The following is a 16,719-nucleotide window of genomic DNA, read 5'->3' as shown; positions in this document are numbered from 1 at the left end:
GGGCTTACTCGATCACTTTGGGCACGAGGAACAGGCCGCGCTCCACGGCTGGTGCACTCTTTTGGTTGGCTTCGCGGTTGTTGGGCTCGCTGGCGATGTCTTCGCGCAGGCGCAAGGCCACTGCCTGGATGGCTGCCACGGGGTGGGCCAGGGGCTCAATCCCTTGGGTATCCACAGCCCGCATTTGCTCCACAACGTCGAAAAAACCGTTCAATTGCGTGAGCATGCGCTCACTTTCTGAGGGTGTGAGCTCCAGTCGCGCCAGATTGGCGATGCGACCAATGTCCTGAGGGGTCAGTGCCATAGGGAAAATATTTCTCGGGATACCAGATGTAAAGCTGTGATCCGGGTCATGCCGGAGGGAGTTATTCACAGGGGATGGGGTATTATCCCGGCTTTGCCGCAATACCCTCTTTTCAGCCGGTCATTGTGCGAAAAAAGTGATATTTGACTCCCACCCACTCCCTGACACACCTGGCGATGGCAGGCCGACGCGCATGCCGTGCCTGAGAGGATTTTTGAATGTTCGGAGCTTTTCGTCGGTACTTCTCCACCGACCTTGCCATTGACCTTGGCACCGCCAACACCCTCATTTTTGCCCGTGACAAAGGCATCGTTCTGGACGAGCCCTCAGTGGTTGCTATCCGCCACGAAGGCGGCCCCCACGGTAAGAAGGTCATCCAGGCGGTAGGCCACGAAGCCAAAGCCATGCTGGGCAAGGTGCCCGGCAACATCGAAGCCATCCGGCCCATGAAGGATGGCGTGATCGCCGACTTCGTGATCACCGAACAGATGATCAAGCAGTTCATCAAGATGGTGCACCCCCGCACGCTGTTCACCCCCAGCCCGCGCATCATCATCTGCGTGCCATGTGGCTCCACCCAGGTCGAGCGCCGCGCCATCAAGGACGCCGCTGAAGCGGCAGGCGCTACGGCGGTGTACCTGATCGAAGAGCCCATGGCGGCTGGCATCGGCGCTGGCTTGCCAGTCTCCGAAGCCTCGGGCTCCATGGTCGTCGACATCGGCGGCGGCACGACCGAAGTGGGCGTGATCTCGCTGGGCGGCATGGTCTACAAGGGCAGTGTGCGCGTGGGCGGCGACAAATTTGACGAAGCCATCATCAACTACATCCGCCGCAACTACGGCATGCTGATTGGCGAGCCCACGGCCGAAGCCATCAAGAAGAACATCGGCTCGGCCTTTCCAGGCTCTGAAGTGCGCGAGATGGAAGTCAAGGGCCGCAACCTGTCTGAAGGCGTGCCGCGCAGCTTCACCATCTCCAGCAACGAAGTCCTGGAAGCCCTGACCGACCCGCTCAACCAGATCGTCTCGGCCGTGAAAAACGCGCTGGAGCAAACCCCCCCAGAACTGGGTGCCGACATTTCCGACCGCGGCATGATGCTGACCGGCGGCGGCGCGCTGCTGCGTGACCTGGACCGTTTGCTGGCCGAAGAAACCGGCCTGCCCGTGCTGGTGGCCGAAGACCCGCTGACCTGCGTGGTGCGCGGTTGCGGCATTGCGCTGGAGCGCATGGACCGCCTGGGCAGCATCTTCACCAGCGAGTAATGTGCAAGCCTGGGGCCTTCTTTCGCAGGGGGCTCCGGGTCAGAACCGCGTGATCGCTGATGTCTCCATGCTTTGTGAATCCACTGCAGTGACCCAGCCCCTGCGCGACCCTTCCTGAAGTACTGCCCTCTATGCCCCTGGGAACCCTAGACCGCAGTGCGCCACCTTTCTTCAAGCAGGGCCCTTCGGCCCTGTCGCGTTTGGCCGCGTTCAGCGCGCTGGCGCTGTTCTTGATGGTGGCCGATGCCCGCTTTCAAATCACCGGGCCCGTGCGCCAGGCCATTGGCTCGGTGCTCTACCCGGTGCAGTGGTTGGTGTTCAAGCCGGTGGAGTTGGCACGCCACGGCTCGGGCTACTTCCAATCCTTGCAATCGGCCCAGGCCGATGCCGATGCCGCCGCGCAAAAGCTGGTGGTGGTGTCGCAGCAGGCGCACCAGGCCGAGCAATTGGCGCAAGAGAACGTGCGCCTACGCAAGCTGCTGGCGCTGCGCGATCGGCTGCAAACGCCCGCCCAGGCCGCCCAGGTGATTTACGACACCGCCGACCCCTACACCCGCCGTGTGGTCATTGACCAGGGGCAGTTGCATGGCGTGGAGCAGGGTGTGCCCGTGATGGACGAAGGTGGCGTGCTGGGACAGGTGACGCGGGTGTTTCCCCTGGTGAGTGAAGTCACGCTGCTGGTGGACCGAGATCAGGCCATCCCGGTGCTGAACCTGCGCACCGGCGCCCGCGCCGTGGCGTATGGCGACCCGATGGCCGAGCATGGTGGCGGCATTGAGCTGCGCTTCATCCAGGCCAATGCCGATGTGCGCGAGGACGACCTGCTCACCACCAGTGGGGTGGACGGCGTCTATCCCCCAGGCCTGCCTGTGGCCCGCGTGACCCATGTGGAACGCCGTGCCGACTCGGCCTTTGCCCGCATCTATTGCAAGCCCCTGGCCCAGGTGCAAGGCGTGCGCCATGTGATGGTGCTCAAACCCCTGACCGACCACCTGCCGCCCCGGCCTGAACCCGCCCCCACCGTGACCAGCAAGAGGGTGCGCAAATGATCATGCCCCGTGGCCAGCAGTTGCTGCTGCCTGTCAACCCGGTTTTCATCGTCATCAGCCTGCTGCTGGGCCTGGCCGTCAACTTGGTGCCCTTGGGGCGCTGGGTGTGGATGCCGGACTTGCTGATGGTGCTGATTGTGTTCTGGAGCGTGCACCAGCCCCTGCGGGTGGGCATGGGCGTGGCGTTTGCGCTGGGGCTGTGCATGGACGTGGCGCAGTCTGCGCTGCTGGGCCAGCATGCGCTGGCCTACACCGTGCTGTCCTTCAGCGCCACGGCCATGCACCGGCGCTTGCTGTGGTTCAGCGTGCCCTCGCAGGCCCTGCAGTTGTTGCCCATGTTTGCCATGGCGCATGGCATCGAGACCTTGCTGCGCGTGGTCACCGGCGGCATCTTCCCGGGCTTCTGGGTGCTGCTGGCCCCGGCGCTGGAAGTCGCTTTGTGGCCCCTGGCCAGCTGGGTGCTGCTGGCCCCGCAGCGCCGCCCGCCCGACCGCGACGAGAACCGCCCCCTGTGACCATGGTGAGCGCAGGAACGTTACGACTGCCCGCAGTGCAAGCCTGGGGGCGCGGCACACATGACTGAAATCCGCAACGTTGCCGCCGATGCATCGCGCCTGCGAGTGCGCGTGCTGGTGGTGGCCGCCGTGGTGTTTTTTGCGTTTGGCCTCATCGTGGCGCGGCTGCTGTATTTGCAGGTGGTGCGCCACGAAGATCTGGCCGCCCAGGCCGAGAGCAACCGCACGGCCGTGGTGCCCATCGTGCCCAACCGGGGCCTGATCCTGGACCGCAACGGCGTGACGCTGGCCACCAACTACGCGGCCTACACGCTGGAGATCACCCCCTCGCGCGCGGCCCCTCTGGACGACACCATCGACGCACTGGCCAAGGTGGTGGACATCCACCAGCGCGACCGGCGGCGCTTCAAGCGCTTGCTGGAAGAGTCGCGCAACTTCGAGTCGCTGCCGATTCGCACCCGCCTGAGCGACGAAGAGGTGGCGCGCTTTGCCGCGCAGCAGTACCGCTTTCCGGGGGTGGAGATCAAGGCGCGCTTGTTCCGCAACTACCCCCTGGGCGAGATCGGCAGCCACGCCATTGGCTACATCGGCCGCATCAACCAGAACGAGAAGCAGCGCATTCAGGACGCGGACGACGAGGCCAACTACCGGGGCACCGAATACATCGGCAAGCTGGGGGTGGAGCAAAGCTTTGAATCCGACCTGCACGGCATCACCGGCGTGGAGCAGATGGAGACATCGGCCGGTGGGCGTGCCGTGCGCAAGCTGGCCAGTCGCCCTGCCACGCCGGGCAAGAGCGTGATGATTTCGCTGGACATCAAGTTGCAGAAGATGGTGGAAGACCTGTTTGGCGACCGCCGTGGCGCCCTGGTGGCCATCGATCCGCGCAACGGCGAAGTGCTGGCCCTGGTGAGCAAGCCCACGTTTGATCCCAACCTCTTCGTCGAAGGCATTGACGTGGAGAACTGGACCGCGCTCAACGAATCCATCGACAAACCCCTACTCAACCGCGCCCTGCGTGGGCTGTATCCGCCGGGCTCCACCTACAAGCCCTTCATGGCGCTGGCGGCGCTGGAGCTGAACAAGCGCTCGCCCAGCATGATCGTCAATGACCCGGGCTTTTACAACTTCGGTGGCCGCACCTTCCGCAGCCACGAAGGCGGCCTGGGCGCGCTCGACATGCACCGCGCCATCCAGTTCTCCAGCAACACCTATTTCTACTCGCTGGCCGTGGACATGGGCGTGGACACCATCCACGACTTCATGAAGCCCCTGACGTTCGGGCAGTCCACCGGCATTGACCTGAACGGCGAAGTGCGCGGCACCCTGCCCAGCACCGAGTGGAAGCGCAACACCTACAAGCGCCCGGAAATGAAGCGCTGGTTCCCTGGCGAGACGGTGTCGCTGGGCATTGGCCAGGGCTACAACAACTTCACCATGCTGCAGCTGGCAGTGGCCGAGGCCACGCTGGCCAATGGCGGCACGCGCTACGCGCCGCACCTGATCAAGGCCGTCAGAGACACGGTGACGGGCGAGCTGACACCGGTGCCCCAGCCGCCTGGCACAGACCTGGGCTACAAGCCCAAGAACGTGGAGATCGTGCGCAACGCGCTGGTGGCTGTGAACAAGGGCGGCACGGGCACCCGCGTGTTTGCCGGTGCGCCGTACACCTCGGCCGGCAAAACGGGTACCGCCCAGGCCGTGAGCCTGGGCCAGAACGTCAAATACAACGCCAAGGCGATGGAAGAGCACCAGCGCGACCACTCACTCTTTGCCGCGTTCGCACCCGCTGAGTCGCCGCAAATCGTGGTGGCCTTGATTGTGGAAAACGCGGGCTTTGGTGCCGCCGCCGCCGGGCCCATTGCACGGCGCGTGTTTGACTACTGGTTGCAGGGCGAATACCCCAACGAGGAAGACATCCAGGCCGTGCGCAAGGGCCAGGCTGCAGCGCCGATTGGCAAGCCGCGCCGGGCAGACGAAGTCACCTTGCGCTGAACCTGAAGCAGGCCGCAGCCGCCTGTGTGTCGTCTCTGCGGCCGATAGTGGCAGCCGCGTTGCGCCAAAGCGATTGCTAGGGATGTCCTGCATAACCCTCGCGAGGCGGTGGTAGTGCGGAGCGGGAGGGGCCGCAAGGCGTCTTTTAGCAGCCAATAGCCAGGCTATTGGCAAGAAAAGCAACGCAGCGGACGGCCCGAGGCCGCGCTATCACAGGCCGCAGGGAGTTATGCAGGACATCCCTAACACCTGCTCACAGCATGCGGGCGCTGTTGGCATCACAATCCGGCCGCTTTCGCCATTCGGAGGAGAGCACCCGATTGCTAGCTGCCGGAGAACACCATGCAACGCCAACGCCGCCGGGCCCTGGGAGCCCTTCCTGTTTTGCTGCTCACGGCATGTGGCGGAGGCGGTGGGGGCGATGCTCCGACCAGCCCGACCAGCCCGACCAGCCCGACCAGCCCGACCAGCCCCGGCACGCCTTCGGTGCCTCCCTCGGGCGTCACGTACGGCAACCTCTCGCGCGCCAGCCTGGGCGCTGGGGCCGCGCTCAATGGGGCCATTCCGTTCCCTGCCGACAACCCCTGGAACACCGACATCAGTGCCGCCGAAGTGGACCCGAACTCCGAGCGGCTGATCGCCAGCGTGGGTGCCGACACGGGCCTGTACCGCGACTTTGGCTCGGGCCTGTGGGAAGGGGCGCCCATCGGCATTCCGTACCGCGTGGTGTCCGGCCAGCAGGCCAAGGTGGCGATCGAATACCAAGCCTACGGGGACGAAAGCGACCCTGGCCCGTTCCCCATCCCGCTGGACGCGCCCGTGGAAGGCGCGCCGGGGCAGGACGGGGACCGGCATGTGCTGGTGATCGACCGGGACAACCAGCGCCTCTACGAACTGGGACGTGCCTTTGCGAAAGGCGACCGTTGGCAGGCCGATGTAGGGGCCGCGTTCCACCTCGACAGCAACAACGTGCGCCCCAGCGCAAAGACGGGCTGGACCAGTGCCGATGCCGCCGGGCTGCCGATCTTTCCCGGTCTGGTCCGGTACGACGAGGCCTCGCAGGGCGCGGGGGGCATTCGCCACGCCTTGCGCTTCACGGCAGCGCGCACGCGCAAAGCTTTTGTGCCGCCCGCCACGCATTACGCATCCTCCAGCTCCGACGCCAATCTGCCGCCCATGGGCATGCGGGTGCGGCTGAAGGCCAGTTACACCATCCCCGCCACCTTCAGCCCCGAGGCCCAGGCCATCCTCACAGCGCTCAAAACCTACGGCATGCTGCTGGCCGACAACGGCTCGAACTGGTACCTCAGCGGCGCCCCAGATGAGCGCTGGAACAACGACCGCCTGCGCACCGAACTGGCCTCGGTCAAGGGGCGTGATCTGGAGGTGGTGAAGATGACGGGCCTGGTCACGCAGGTGTAGGCACGGGCTGCGCTGCTGTGTTCCGTGCAGCACTGGCCTCTATTTGCTATTGTTTTGGTAGCTTCTGGCGCTTATTCAATAAGCGCTAGAGCCTGTTTTTATCTAAAAATATCGCGGCGGCGCACCTGTTCAGGCCGCCTGTGCCTTGCTGGCAGGCTGCAGCTGGCTCACCACCAGGGCGGCCACGATCAGGGCTGCGCCGCCGCTGCCTGTCCAGCCCAGGCTTTCGCCCAGCAGCACCCAGGCCGTCAGTGCCGCAAACACGGGCTCCAGCCCGAAGACGATGGCGCTGCGCATGGCGTCCACCCGCTGCTGGCCCCAGGCCTGCAGCGTCACCACCACCACGCTGGCCAGCAGGCCCAGGTACACCAGGGCAATCCAGGCGGCGTTGTCCAGGCGGGTCAGTTGGGGCAACCAGTCCATGTGGCCATCGCGGCCCCACAGCAGGGCCGTGGCTGCGGCGCACATGACCAAGGCCTGCGCAGCGGCCATGCGCGTGGCGCGCAAGGGGGCATTGCTAGTGCGGCGCGCGCATTCTTCCAGGGCCAGGATGTACAGCGCATAGAACAGCGTGCTGGCCAGGGTGAGCGTGTCGCCCAGGTTCCAGGGCTCGTTTTCATGGAACATCAGTGCCATGCCCGCAAACGCCATGGCGCAGGCCGCCCACAGCTGCCAGCCATAGCGGCGGCCCAGCGCCAGCATCGCAATCAGCGGCACCACCAGCACGTTCAGCCCCGTCACAAACGCATTGCGGTTGCTGCTGGTGCGCGCCAGCCCCTCAATTTGCAGCCAGAACGCCAGAAACAGCAGCAGCCCCAGCGCACAGCCCCAGCGCCGCTCATGCCGGTGCATGCCGCGCCACAAAGGCAGCAGCACCACCAGCGCAATCGCAAAGCGCAGCCAGATGATCTGCAGCGCATCGAGCTGCGCAGACAGCAGCTTCATGGCGGGGAAGGTGGTGCCCCATACCACGGTGACGATGAGCAAGGCCATCAGGCCGGAACGTTCGGTGCGCATGGGAAGACCTCTCCAGAACCAAAATCCAAAACAAAACCTGGACTTCACCCGGTTTCGTAGACATATTTCAACTTCCGTTTCGAAGTTGTTCGAATGCCAGCGGACTCAGTTGGTCTAGGTGACTGTGCCGACGGATTCGATTGTAAAAACCTTCGATGTAGTCAAACACATCTGACTTGGCGTCTTGCCTGGTGGCATAGATATGGCGTTTGATTCTCTCCTTCTTCAAGCTGCTGAAGAAGGACTCTGCTACCGCGTTGTCCCAACAGTTTCCACGTCGGCTCATGCTTGGCACCAATTGGTTGTCCTTGCACCAGCGGGCGAAGTCGTCACTGCCAAACTGACTTCCTTGGTCGGAATGGATCATCACTGGACCCGTTGGGCGCCTGCGCCACACTGCCATCGTGAGCGCATCCAACACCAACTCTGTAGCCATGCTGGAGTTCATCGCCCAGCCGACCACCATGCGCGAGTACAGGTCAATTACGGCCGTTAGGTACAACCAGCCCTCATGGGTTCGGATATAGGTAATGTCGGTGACCCACACTTGGTTCGGTAGCGTGACCGTGAACTCACGTTGCAACCGGTTCGGTGCGGCAGTCGCAGGAAGACCGACTCGGTAGCGTGGCCGCTTGTAACCACGCACTGAGCGCAGTTGGGCCTGGCGCATCAGGCGTGCTACACGTTTTTGACCGCACGCCATACCGTCCTCTCGCAAGTCCCGCAGGATGCGTGGGCTTCCATAAATCCCGTGGCTGTCGTCAAAGGATTGCCGAATGCTTGCCAGCAAGACATCGTCGGCTAAGGCGCGTTTGGACTTTGGATTGGCCTTCCAAGCGTAATAGCCACTGCGCTGTACGCGCAGAACGCGGCACATGCTGCTGAGCCGGAACTGGCCTTTATGTTCGGCCATGAATGCGTACTTCACCCGGACAGCTTGGCAAAGTACGTTGCGGCCTTTTTTAGGATGTCGCGCTCCTCATTGGCCCTTTTGAGCTCCGCTTTGAGCCGGGATACCTCGGCCTTGAGCTGGCTTGTCTCTGCCCCCCCTGCGCTCGATTGCTCTTTGGCAAGCCGCACCCACAGGTACAGGCTTTTGTCCGACATGCCCAATCGCTTGGCTACATCCACTACCCCATGACCACGCTCGGTCACCTGTTTGACGGCTTCTGCCTTGAACTCAGCCGGGTATCGCACTCTCTTCATTTCTCACTCTCCAGTTCAATTTCGACCTTGATAGGTGTCTATTGAACCGGGTGAAGTCCAACCCGGCCCGCAAACAAAAAGGGCCCCCGGTTGCCCGGCGGCCCTTTGAACAGTTTCATAGGGAGCCTAGGCTGCCAGCCTCAGTGGCTGACCCGGCCCAGAAACGCACGGATGCGGTCGTTGGCCGGGTTGTTGAAAAACTCCTGCGGCGGCGCGTCGTGGGCGATGCGCCCCTGGTCGAAGAACATCACGCGGTCGGCCACTTCGCGGGCAAAGCCCATTTCATGGGTGACCACAATCATCGTCATGCCGCCGCGTGCCAGCTCGCGCATCACGTCCAGCACTTCCTTGACCATCTCCGGGTCCAGCGCCGAGGTGGGCTCGTCAAACAGCATCACCTTCGGTTGCATGGCCAGCGCGCGCGCAATGGCCACCCGCTGCTGCTGCCCGCCCGACAGTTGCCAGGGGTACTTGTGCGCATGGTCTTGCATGCCCACGCGGCGCAGCAGCTGCATGGCGTCCTGGTTGGCCTGGGCGCGGGGCGTGTGGCGAATGCGGCGGGGGGCCAGCGTCACGTTGTCCAGCACGCTCATGTGGCCAAACAGGTTGAACTGCTGGAACACCATGCCCACCTCGCAGCGCTGGCGTTGCAAGGTGGTGTGGTCGTCGCACACGTCCACGCCATCGATGGTGATGCGCCCGGCATCGTGCGGCTCCAGCCGGTTGATGGCGCGCAGCAGCGTGCTCTTGCCCGAGCCAGAGGCGCCAATGATCACCGTCACCTCGCCCGTGTGGAACACGGTGGACACTTCCTTGAGCACCTGGTGCGTGCCAAACGACTTGCAAACGCCTTCGGCAACGATGTAGGGCTTGGGGTGGGGTACAGGGTTGAGGCTCATTGGTTGCGCCCTTCCACGTCAAAGCGGTACTCGACCGCGTTGGAGATTTGCGTGACCAGCGTGGTGAGCAGCAAATACGTCACCGCCACCGTGGTCAGCGTGGCAATGGGCTGGAAGGTGGCCGACTGGATGCGGTTGCCCACGTTGGTCAGCTCCACCACGCCAATGGCATAGGCCAGCGACGAATCCTTGAGCAGCGCCACAAAGTTGCTCACCAGCGGCGGCAGCGAAATCTTGAACGCCTGCGGAAACACCACGTCCAGGAACACGTGCACACGCCCCAGACCCAGCGCCCGGGCGGCTTCGGTCTGGCCGCGCGGCACGGCCAGCAGGCCCGCGCGCAGCGCCTCGGCGTTGTAGGCGCCCACGTTCAGCCCCAGGGCCACCACGGCGGCGGCAAAGTCGGGCAGGTTCAGGCCCGGCACCAGCACTGGCAGGGCAAAGTACACAAACAGAATCTGCACCAGCAGCGGTGTACCGCGAATCGCCCAGATGTACAGGCTGGCCGCCCAGCGCACGGCCACCCAGCGGGCGGTGCGGGCCAGCGCGGCCACGGTGCCCAGCACCAGGCCCACAGCGCCGCTGATGAGCGTGAGCCACAGCGTGGTGCGGGCGCCTTCAGAGAACGCCTGGGCGTTGGAGCCAATGGGTTCGGGCAGGAAGGAGAGCAGTTCGCCCAGCAGCGACAGGGCCAGCACCATGAGCACCACAGCGGCGACCAGGGTGGCATTGCTGCGCTGCTGGCGCGTCCAGGTTTGCGGCCAAAGGGCAATAAGCATGAATGAAATGACCGGTCGGTCTCAGTTCTGAATCAATCCAGCCGCAGAGGCTGGGGCATCCACGGCGCCAAAGGTGGCGAGTGTGCCAGCAAAAACAAAGGGTGCGCAGAGGGCATGTACCCTCTGTGCACCCTGGGGGCTGCAGGGGGGGCGGCCAGCTTGGCCCGCCTCAACCCCTCTCGCCCCTGGCGATGGCAACTCAGTTGCAGCGCACGTCTTCGTTGAAGTACTTCTTGGATACGGCGGCGTAGCTGCCGTCGGCCAGCACTTCGGCAAAGGCCTTGTTCCAGGCATCGGCCAAGCTGGTGTTGCCCAGGGCCATGGCGGGGGCAATGCGCTCGATGAACAGCATGTCGCCCAGCTTGAAGCCGGCCTTGGCGTTCTTGGCAGCGGCTTCCTTGGCCACGAACTTGTCGCTCACCCAGGCGTCCACGCGCTTGGAGATCAGAGCGCGCTGGGCGTCGGTGTCTTGCGGGAAGTTCTTCACTTCCTTCACGCCTGCGAGCTTTTGCACGTTCGTGAGGTAGCTGGTGCCGGTTTGCACGGCCACGACCTTGCCGGTGAGGTCCTTGGCGTTGCGGATCTTTTCATCCATGGCCACGATCATGCCGCCCGAGCAGTAGTGGGGGTTGGCAAACGTCACGGCCTTGGCACGCTCTTCGGTCACGCCGTGCGAGGCGATCACGGCGTCCCAGCGGTTTTGGGCCAGGCCGGTCAGCAGAGCGTCAAAGCCCAGGGTCTTCCACTCCAGCTTCAGGCCCATCTTTTTGACCACGAGCTCGGCCACTTCCACTTCAAAGCCCGTCAGCTGGGTGCCCTTGAAGTAGTTGAAGGGGGCAAACTGGCCCTCGGTGGCCACGATGATCTTGCCGTCTTTTTTGACTTCGTCCAGCGTGCGGGCTTGGGCGGCAAAGGCAGCGCACAGCGCCACGGCGGTAACAACGGTCTTCAACAGTTTCATGGCAAGGTCCTGCTAGGGGTGTTTCAGGTACAAAAAAATCCGGCATGCAGGTAAGCAAGCCGGAGCGGGGGAGACGAGGCATCGCCAAAAGCGATGGGGTGCGTCATCAAATAGAAATAAATTATAGGATGCCCGTGCTTTTTCAGGCCACGCAGGACAACCCTAGTGTTGCGCGGATGGTCAAGGTTTTTTTGACCCTCCTCAAACCCCTTCTAGCAAGCGCGATGCCAGGGCAAGTACAGGGCCACCGCCGGTGGCGGCCCCATGGCGCGGCGCTGTGCTCAGCGCAAAAACGCGTCGTAGCCCGTCTTCAGGATCAGGCTGCTCACCACCACGATGAAGATGCCGCGCACAAAACCGGTGCCGTGCTTGAGCGCCATGTGCGTGCCCGCCATGCTGCCCACCACGTTGGCAATGGCCAGCGTGACGGCGTAGTGCCACCACACATGGCCCTTGAAGGCGAACAGCGTGATGGCCGCAATGTTGGTGGCGCAGTTGAGCAGCTTGGCGGAAGCCGATGCGTTCAAAAAGTCATAGCCCAGCAGGCGCACAAACAAAAAGACAAAGAAGCTGCCGGTGCCGGGGCCAAAGAAGCCGTCATAAAACCCAATGCCCAGGCCCACCAGGCAGGCCACCCACACTTCGGTGCGGCCCGCAAAGCGCGGGGCGTGGTGGCGGCCCAGGTCTTTTTTGGCCAGCGTGTAGGCCAGCACGGCCAACAGCACCAGGGGCAGCACTTTGCGCAAGAAGTCGGGCGACAGGGCGGTCACCGTCCAGGCCCCGGCAAAGGCGCCCGCAAAGCCCGCTCCCGCAGCAGGCAGCAGGGCCCGCCAGCGCATCTCTACCCGGCGGCTGTATTGCCAGGTGGCCATGGCCGTGCCCCAGACCGAGCCGGCCTTGTTGGTGCCAAACAAAGTTGCCGGGGCGGTGCCCGGAAAAGCGGCAAACAGCGCAGGGGTCAGAATCAGGCCGCCCCCACCCACAATCGCGTCGATAAAGCCTGCGAAGAGCGAGGCCAGGGTAATAAAAATCCATTCCATCGCCCGATTTTGGCATGCAGCCTGTTATGGCTGTTATGGTTTTTATAGCGCCTGGGCCTCGTCGGCATGGGTGCTTGAGGAGGACAACCCCCCTGGCCGTGGGCCCGCAAGGACAAAAAAAAGCGCTGGGATCGCCAGCGCTTTGAAAATTTTGCGCACCTCGTTGGGTGCTTATCTTGGTAGTTGGTTTACGGGTTGTCTCCTCGGTCCCCTCATCTGGGAACACCTTGGCGCCCCGTTGAGTAACTGCAATGTAACTCCTGCCCTGTGCTGGTGCATTGGGGGTTTCCCGAGGATTGTGCAGTGCATCAAATGGGGCCAAGAACCTGTTCAAAGAGCTGGCACGCCTTGTGCAAACACCCGCTGCGTCTGCCCCCCTGTGGGGCATATCCGAAGACAACGGAGGCAGCGACACATGAACCACAGCGAGAAACTCGCCATCGCCGCGCACCTGCATGTGCTGCTGCGTCGCAAGACGGGCCGCGTGACAGACACCGAGTGGATGGCGAGCAACGGCAGCTACGCCCGCGAGATCGTCCGCTTTGCCCGCGAACGCGCCGTGCAAGACCAGGCCCCTGAGCTGGTCGAATGGGCCGTCCGCCTGGAGCACTGCATGCAAGACACCCTGGCCGCCGAGCTGCGCCGCAGCGCCCGCGAAGCCGTGGGTGCCCGGACTGCCGAACAGGCGGTGGCCCCTGCGGTGCACGCCATGGCCTCGGCGCACCCGCAGGCGCGGCGTTATGTGGGTGGCATCCGCTGATCTGGCGCTGGGCTGAACAGCCCGGCCGTGGGCAGGCGGCCCTGTAGCTGCTCGTCGCCGTAGGTGCGCAGCACCTCGGCAATCACCACCTGGTAACCGGCCAGCCAGCGCGCCTGCTCGGCCTTGGCTTGCAGGTGCGCTGGGTGCTGCATCAGGGCCTGCAGCGCCGCCAGAGACTCCCAGTAATACACATTGGAGACCAGCCCGTTGCGCGTGTCCTCCCACGACTCTTCGCCCAGGTAGCCGGGCAGGGCGCGGGCTGCCGTGGCAATGGCCTCGTCCAGGCGGTGAAAGGCCTCGTCAAACTGGCCCGCCGCAAAAATGAAGGTGGATGTGTACATGCCCGCGATTGTGCGGTGGCTTGTGCGGTGGCATGTGGCCCGTCGCGCAGCCCGTCACGTCAACTCGTCGCCTCAACTGCCCGCGCGCTGCGCTTCCACCATCCACTGCGCGGCGCGCTCGGCCATCATCAGCGTGGGTGAATTGGTGTTGCCGCTGGTGATGGTGGGCATGGCCCCGGCGTCCACCACACGCAGGCCGTGCACCACGCCGCCGCGCCCATCGCGCACGCGCATCTGGCTGTCCAGCACCGCCATGGGGTCCTGGTCGTGCCCCATTTTGGTGGTGCCCACGGGGTGGAAGATGGTGGTGGCAATGTCGCCCGCTAGCCGCGCCAGGTCTGCGTCGGTCTGGTACTGCACGCCTGGCTTCCACTCTTCGGGCCGGTATTTGTCGAGCGCGGGCTGGGCCACGATGCGGCGCGTCACGCGCAGGCTGTCGGCGGCCACCTTGCGGTCTTCGGGGGTGCTCAGGTAGTTGGGGGCAATGGCCGGGGCGGTGCGGAAGTCTGCGTTCTTGATCTGCACTGTGCCCCGGCTGGTGGGGTTCAGGTTGCACACGCTGGCCGTGAAGGCCGGGAAGCTGTGCAGCGGCTCGCCAAACGCATCCAGCGACAAAGGCTGCACGTGGTACTGGATGTTGGGGTGTACATGCTCTGCGCTGCTGCGGGTGAAGGCGCCCAGCTGCGAGGGCGCCATGCTCATGGGCCCGCTGCGCTTGAGCACATATTCCAGCCCGATCTTGGCCTTGCCCACCAGCGAATTGGCCATGGTGTTGAGCGTGGGAACGCCCTGCACCTTGAAGACCGAGCGGATCTGCAGGTGGTCTTGCAAATTGGCGCCCACGCCAGGCAGGTCCACCGCCACATCCAGCCCGTGCTGGCGCAGCAGCGCCGCAGGCCCGATGCCCGAGAGCTGCAGCAACTGCGGCGAGTTGACGGCGCCCGCGCTCAGCACCACCTCGCGGCTGGCGTGGGCGGTCACCATCTGCTGGCCGTCCCACACCTTCACGCCGGTGCAGCGGTGCTGTCCGTCGGGCTGCGTCTCGATGATGAGCTGCGCCGCCTGCGCGCTGGTCCACATCTCAAAGTTGGGCCGCCCGTAGCAGGTGGGCCGCAAAAAGGCCTTGGCCGTGTTCCAGCGCCAGCCGCTTTTCTGGTTCACCTCAAAGTAGCCCACGCCCTCGTTGGTGCCCCGGTTGAAGTCATCGGTGGCGGCAATGCCGGCCTCCTGCGCAGCCTGGGCAAAGGCGTCCAGCACGTCCCAGCGCAGGCGCTGCTTTTCTACCCGCCACTCGCCCGTGCTGCCGGTGGCCTTGTTGCCGTGCAGGCGTTTGAAATTTTCATTCACGCCCTCGGGCTGGTCCAGCCGCCAGTGATCCTCGTGGCGGCGGAAGAAGGGCAGGGCGTTGTCCCAGCGCCAGCTGTCGTCGCCCGTCAGCTGGGCCCATTGGTCGTAGTCGCGGGCCTGGCCGCGCATGTAGATCATGCCGTTGATGCTGCTGCAGCCGCCCAGTGTCTTGCCACGCGGGTAGCGCAGGGTGCGGCCGTTCAGGCCCGCGTCGGGCTCGGTGTGGTACAGCCAGTCGGTGCGCGGGTTGCCAATGCAATACAGGTAGCCCACGGGGATGTGGATCCAGTGGTAGTCGTCCTTGCGGCCCGCCTCCACCAGCAGCACGCGGTGGCGGCCGTCTGCGCTCAGTCGGTTGCACAGCAGGGCACCCGCAGTGCCGCCGCCAATGATGATGTAGTCAAACTGGGTGTCGCTCATGGATAGGGAAAGGGCGGAGATGGAACGGATGGGTTACCCGCCCCATTGTGCTGAGCGCCCGTTGCCTGTCGATGGGGTAAATGCCTGTTGCTATCAAATAAATAGCTACTCGCGTTTGTCAATCAAGCGCCAGAGGGTGTTTTGATAAAAATTGCATGCGCGGGCCGCAAGAATGTGCCAAGGGGTTCCGTCCGGCTCCGCTACCATGCCTGACTCTGTCGTTTACCCCCATTGCCCTGCCCGGTGGCTTGTGCCGCCCTTCCACATGACCACTGACAGCGCCGCCCCCTGCATCGTCCGCACCGACACGCCCGAGGGACCGTGCGCGCAGCCGCAGGGCCGCTGGGGTGCTGCCGAGCTGGGCACCCGCTCGCAGTGGAAGCTGCTGCGCCGCCAGCTGCAAGACAACGCGCCCGCCGCCGCCCTGGGCTGGGACCTGCGCGCCCTGCAGTGGCTGGACCATGTCGGCGCCCAGCTGCTGTGGAACCACTGGGGCCGTGCCTGGCCCGCGCGCCTGGCGCTGACGGACGTGCAGCGCACCCTGCTCGAACGCGTGGCCCAGTTCACCATTGCCAACCCGCCCGCCCCAGCGCCCTGGCGCCTGTTTGACCAGGTCGACCACCTGGGCGTGCTGGTGCTGCACGGGCTGGACCACGCCCGCCATGTGGTGCAGATGGTGGGCCAACTCGTGCTGGACCTGCTGCGCCTGGCCCGCAACCCGCGGCGCGGCCCCTGGCGCGATGTGTCGGGCCACCTCTACCGCATGGGCGCCACGGCGCTGCCCATCACCGCGCTGGTGGGCTTTTTGATTGGCGTGGTGCTGGCCTACCTGATGAGCCTGCAGCTGCGCCAGTTCGGGGCCGAATCGTTCATCGTCAACATCCTGGGCATCTCTCTCATCCGCGAGCTGGGGCCCATGCTGGCGGCCATCCTGGTGGCGGGGCGCTCGGGCTCGTCCATCACCGCGCAGATTGGCGTGATGCGCGTGACCGAAGAGCTGGACGCCATGCGCGTCATGGGCATCCCGCACGGCTTTCGGCTCGTCATGCCCCGCACCATCGCCCTGGCGCTGGCCATGCCGCTCATCAGCGTGTGGACCACGCTGGCCGCGCTGGCCGGGGGCATGCTGGCGGCTGACATCACGCTGGGCATCTCTTCGTCGTACTTTGTGCAGGCCCTGCCTGCGGCTGTGAAGGTAGGCAACCTCACGCTGGCCATGGCCAAGTCGGTGGTGTTCGGAGGACTCATCGCCCTCATCGGCTGCCACTGGGGCCTGCGCGTCAAGCCCAACACCCAAAGCCTGGGCGAAGGCACCACCGCTTCGGTCGTCACCTCCATCACCATGGTCATCATCGTCGATGCGCTCTTTGCCGTCGCTTTCCGCAACGTGGGGATCTGAGCC

At 64.4% G+C, this 16,719-nt stretch carries 16 protein-coding genes; 7 read left to right on the top strand and 9 right to left on the bottom strand.

The annotated features are described in order from the left end of the window. Nucleotides 1-4 precede the first annotated feature (4 nt). Nucleotides 5-304: an Asp-tRNA(Asn)/Glu-tRNA(Gln) amidotransferase subunit GatC gene (gene gatC / locus EAG14_RS20435; protein ID WP_121454030.1), complete on the bottom strand. Its 300-nt coding sequence runs from the start codon at nucleotides 302-304 to the stop codon at nucleotides 5-7. A gap of 218 nt (nucleotides 305-522) precedes the next feature. On the opposite strand from gatC, the gene EAG14_RS20430 reads away from it, so the two are divergent. From EAG14_RS20430 to EAG14_RS23490, 5 genes are all read left to right on the top strand, one after another. Further along, nucleotides 523-1,566 (top strand): rod shape-determining protein, encoded by a 1,044-nt coding sequence (locus tag EAG14_RS20430; protein ID WP_099657536.1) that lies wholly within the window; start codon nucleotides 523-525, stop codon nucleotides 1,564-1,566. 131 nt (nucleotides 1,567-1,697) lie between these two features. Beyond that, a complete protein-coding gene (gene mreC, locus EAG14_RS20425; protein ID WP_121729964.1) occupies nucleotides 1,698-2,615 on the top strand; it encodes a rod shape-determining protein MreC in 918 nt (305 codons plus the stop codon). Next, entirely contained in the window at nucleotides 2,612-3,130 is a 519-nt protein-coding gene (mreD, locus tag EAG14_RS20420) for a rod shape-determining protein MreD (protein ID WP_099657538.1), read from the top strand. The genes mreC and mreD overlap by 4 nt, the downstream gene beginning before the upstream one ends. Nucleotides 3,131-3,190: 60 nt before the next feature. After that, a complete protein-coding gene (gene mrdA, locus EAG14_RS20415; RefSeq protein WP_121729963.1) occupies nucleotides 3,191-5,125 on the top strand; it encodes a penicillin-binding protein 2 in 1,935 nt (644 codons plus the stop codon). Nucleotides 5,126-5,467: 342 nt separating this feature from the next. Beyond that, complete coding sequence (locus EAG14_RS23490) at nucleotides 5,468-6,547, top strand: hypothetical protein (protein WP_162996045.1); 1,080 nt, start codon at nucleotides 5,468-5,470, stop codon at nucleotides 6,545-6,547. 129 nt (nucleotides 6,548-6,676) lie between these two features. Here the strand turns inward: EAG14_RS23490 and EAG14_RS20405 are convergent, their stop codons facing one another. The 6 genes from EAG14_RS20405 to EAG14_RS20380 all read right to left on the bottom strand — a co-directional run bounded on the left by EAG14_RS20405 (nucleotide 6,677) and on the right by EAG14_RS20380 (nucleotide 12,449). Further along, nucleotides 6,677-7,564, bottom strand: coding sequence for a DMT family transporter (locus tag EAG14_RS20405; RefSeq protein ID WP_099657540.1), 888 nt, complete (start codon nucleotides 7,562-7,564; stop codon nucleotides 6,677-6,679). Between the two features lie 67 nt (nucleotides 7,565-7,631). Then, nucleotides 7,632-8,770 (bottom strand): IS3 family transposase gene (locus EAG14_RS20400; RefSeq protein ID WP_371414366.1). Its coding sequence is split into 2 segments (ribosomal slippage): nucleotides 7,632-8,521 and nucleotides 8,521-8,770, totalling 1,140 coding nucleotides; the frame shifts between segments, so codons are not numbered across the junction. 140 nt (nucleotides 8,771-8,910) lie between these two features. Beyond that, on the bottom strand, nucleotides 8,911-9,669 hold the full coding sequence (locus tag EAG14_RS20395; RefSeq protein ID WP_099657541.1) for an amino acid ABC transporter ATP-binding protein: 759 nt from the start codon (nucleotides 9,667-9,669) through the stop codon (nucleotides 8,911-8,913). Further along, on the bottom strand, nucleotides 9,666-10,448 hold the full coding sequence (locus EAG14_RS20390) for an amino acid ABC transporter permease (protein ID WP_099657542.1): 783 nt from the start codon (nucleotides 10,446-10,448) through the stop codon (nucleotides 9,666-9,668). The genes EAG14_RS20395 and EAG14_RS20390 overlap by 4 nt, the downstream gene beginning before the upstream one ends. A gap of 199 nt (nucleotides 10,449-10,647) precedes the next feature. Next, entirely contained in the window at nucleotides 10,648-11,409 is a 762-nt protein-coding gene (locus EAG14_RS20385) for an ABC transporter substrate-binding protein (protein ID WP_099657543.1), read from the bottom strand. A gap of 281 nt (nucleotides 11,410-11,690) precedes the next feature. After that, nucleotides 11,691-12,449: a TSUP family transporter gene (locus tag EAG14_RS20380; RefSeq protein WP_099657544.1), complete on the bottom strand. Its 759-nt coding sequence runs from the start codon at nucleotides 12,447-12,449 to the stop codon at nucleotides 11,691-11,693. A gap of 415 nt (nucleotides 12,450-12,864) precedes the next feature. Between EAG14_RS20380 and EAG14_RS20375 the strand changes: the two genes are divergently transcribed. Continuing rightward, nucleotides 12,865-13,209, top strand: a complete 345-nt coding sequence (locus EAG14_RS20375; RefSeq protein WP_121729961.1) for a hypothetical protein — start codon at nucleotides 12,865-12,867, stop codon at nucleotides 13,207-13,209. Here the strand turns inward: EAG14_RS20375 and EAG14_RS20370 are convergent. Together EAG14_RS20370 and EAG14_RS20365 are read right to left on the bottom strand one after the other, a co-directional pair. Beyond that, complete coding sequence (locus tag EAG14_RS20370) at nucleotides 13,188-13,550, bottom strand: antibiotic biosynthesis monooxygenase (RefSeq protein ID WP_121729960.1); 363 nt, start codon at nucleotides 13,548-13,550, stop codon at nucleotides 13,188-13,190. The two genes, EAG14_RS20375 and EAG14_RS20370, sit on opposite strands and share 22 nt — an antisense overlap. A gap of 72 nt (nucleotides 13,551-13,622) precedes the next feature. Further along, nucleotides 13,623-15,317 (bottom strand): GMC family oxidoreductase, encoded by a 1,695-nt coding sequence (locus EAG14_RS20365; RefSeq protein WP_121729959.1) that lies wholly within the window; start codon nucleotides 15,315-15,317, stop codon nucleotides 13,623-13,625. A 265-nt stretch (nucleotides 15,318-15,582) separates the two neighbouring features. On the opposite strand from EAG14_RS20365, the gene EAG14_RS20360 reads away from it, so the two are divergent. Continuing rightward, the gene (locus EAG14_RS20360) at nucleotides 15,583-16,716 is read left to right on the top strand and encodes an ABC transporter permease (RefSeq protein ID WP_121729958.1); all 1,134 of its coding nucleotides are present in this window, start codon (nucleotides 15,583-15,585) and stop codon (nucleotides 16,714-16,716) included. Nucleotides 16,717-16,719 lie beyond the last annotated feature (3 nt).

Source organism: Acidovorax sp. 1608163 (assembly GCF_003669015.1).
Taxonomy (GTDB): Bacteria; Pseudomonadota; Gammaproteobacteria; order Burkholderiales; family Burkholderiaceae_C; genus Acidovorax.
This window is presented reverse-complemented; position numbering and strand designations above follow the sequence as displayed.

Bases quoted from the DNA above. Each gene is read 5' to 3' on its own strand.
- mreC (WP_121729964.1), top strand. From the start codon at position 1,698: ATGCCCCTGGGAACCCTAGACCGCAGTGCGCCACCTTTCTTCAAGCAG.
- EAG14_RS20370 (WP_121729960.1), bottom strand. From the start codon at position 13,550: ATGTACACATCCACCTTCATTTTTGCGGCGGGCCAGTTTGACGAGGCC.
- EAG14_RS20375 (WP_121729961.1), top strand. From the start codon at position 12,865: ATGAACCACAGCGAGAAACTCGCCATCGCCGCGCACCTGCATGTGCTG.
- gatC (WP_121454030.1), bottom strand. From the start codon at position 304: ATGGCACTGACCCCTCAGGACATTGGTCGCATCGCCAATCTGGCGCGA.
- mreD (WP_099657538.1), top strand. From the start codon at position 2,612: ATGATCATGCCCCGTGGCCAGCAGTTGCTGCTGCCTGTCAACCCGGTT.
- EAG14_RS23490 (WP_162996045.1), top strand. From the start codon at position 5,468: ATGCAACGCCAACGCCGCCGGGCCCTGGGAGCCCTTCCTGTTTTGCTG.
- mrdA (WP_121729963.1), top strand. From the start codon at position 3,191: ATGACTGAAATCCGCAACGTTGCCGCCGATGCATCGCGCCTGCGAGTG.
- EAG14_RS20395 (WP_099657541.1), bottom strand. From the start codon at position 9,669: ATGAGCCTCAACCCTGTACCCCACCCCAAGCCCTACATCGTTGCCGAA.
- EAG14_RS20430 (WP_099657536.1), top strand. From the start codon at position 523: ATGTTCGGAGCTTTTCGTCGGTACTTCTCCACCGACCTTGCCATTGAC.
- EAG14_RS20365 (WP_121729959.1), bottom strand. From the start codon at position 15,317: ATGAGCGACACCCAGTTTGACTACATCATCATTGGCGGCGGCACTGCG.
- EAG14_RS20385 (WP_099657543.1), bottom strand. From the start codon at position 11,409: ATGAAACTGTTGAAGACCGTTGTTACCGCCGTGGCGCTGTGCGCTGCC.
- EAG14_RS20360 (WP_121729958.1), top strand. From the start codon at position 15,583: ATGACCACTGACAGCGCCGCCCCCTGCATCGTCCGCACCGACACGCCC.
- EAG14_RS20405 (WP_099657540.1), bottom strand. From the start codon at position 7,564: ATGCGCACCGAACGTTCCGGCCTGATGGCCTTGCTCATCGTCACCGTG.
- EAG14_RS20390 (WP_099657542.1), bottom strand. From the start codon at position 10,448: ATGCTTATTGCCCTTTGGCCGCAAACCTGGACGCGCCAGCAGCGCAGC.
- EAG14_RS20380 (WP_099657544.1), bottom strand. From the start codon at position 12,449: ATGGAATGGATTTTTATTACCCTGGCCTCGCTCTTCGCAGGCTTTATC.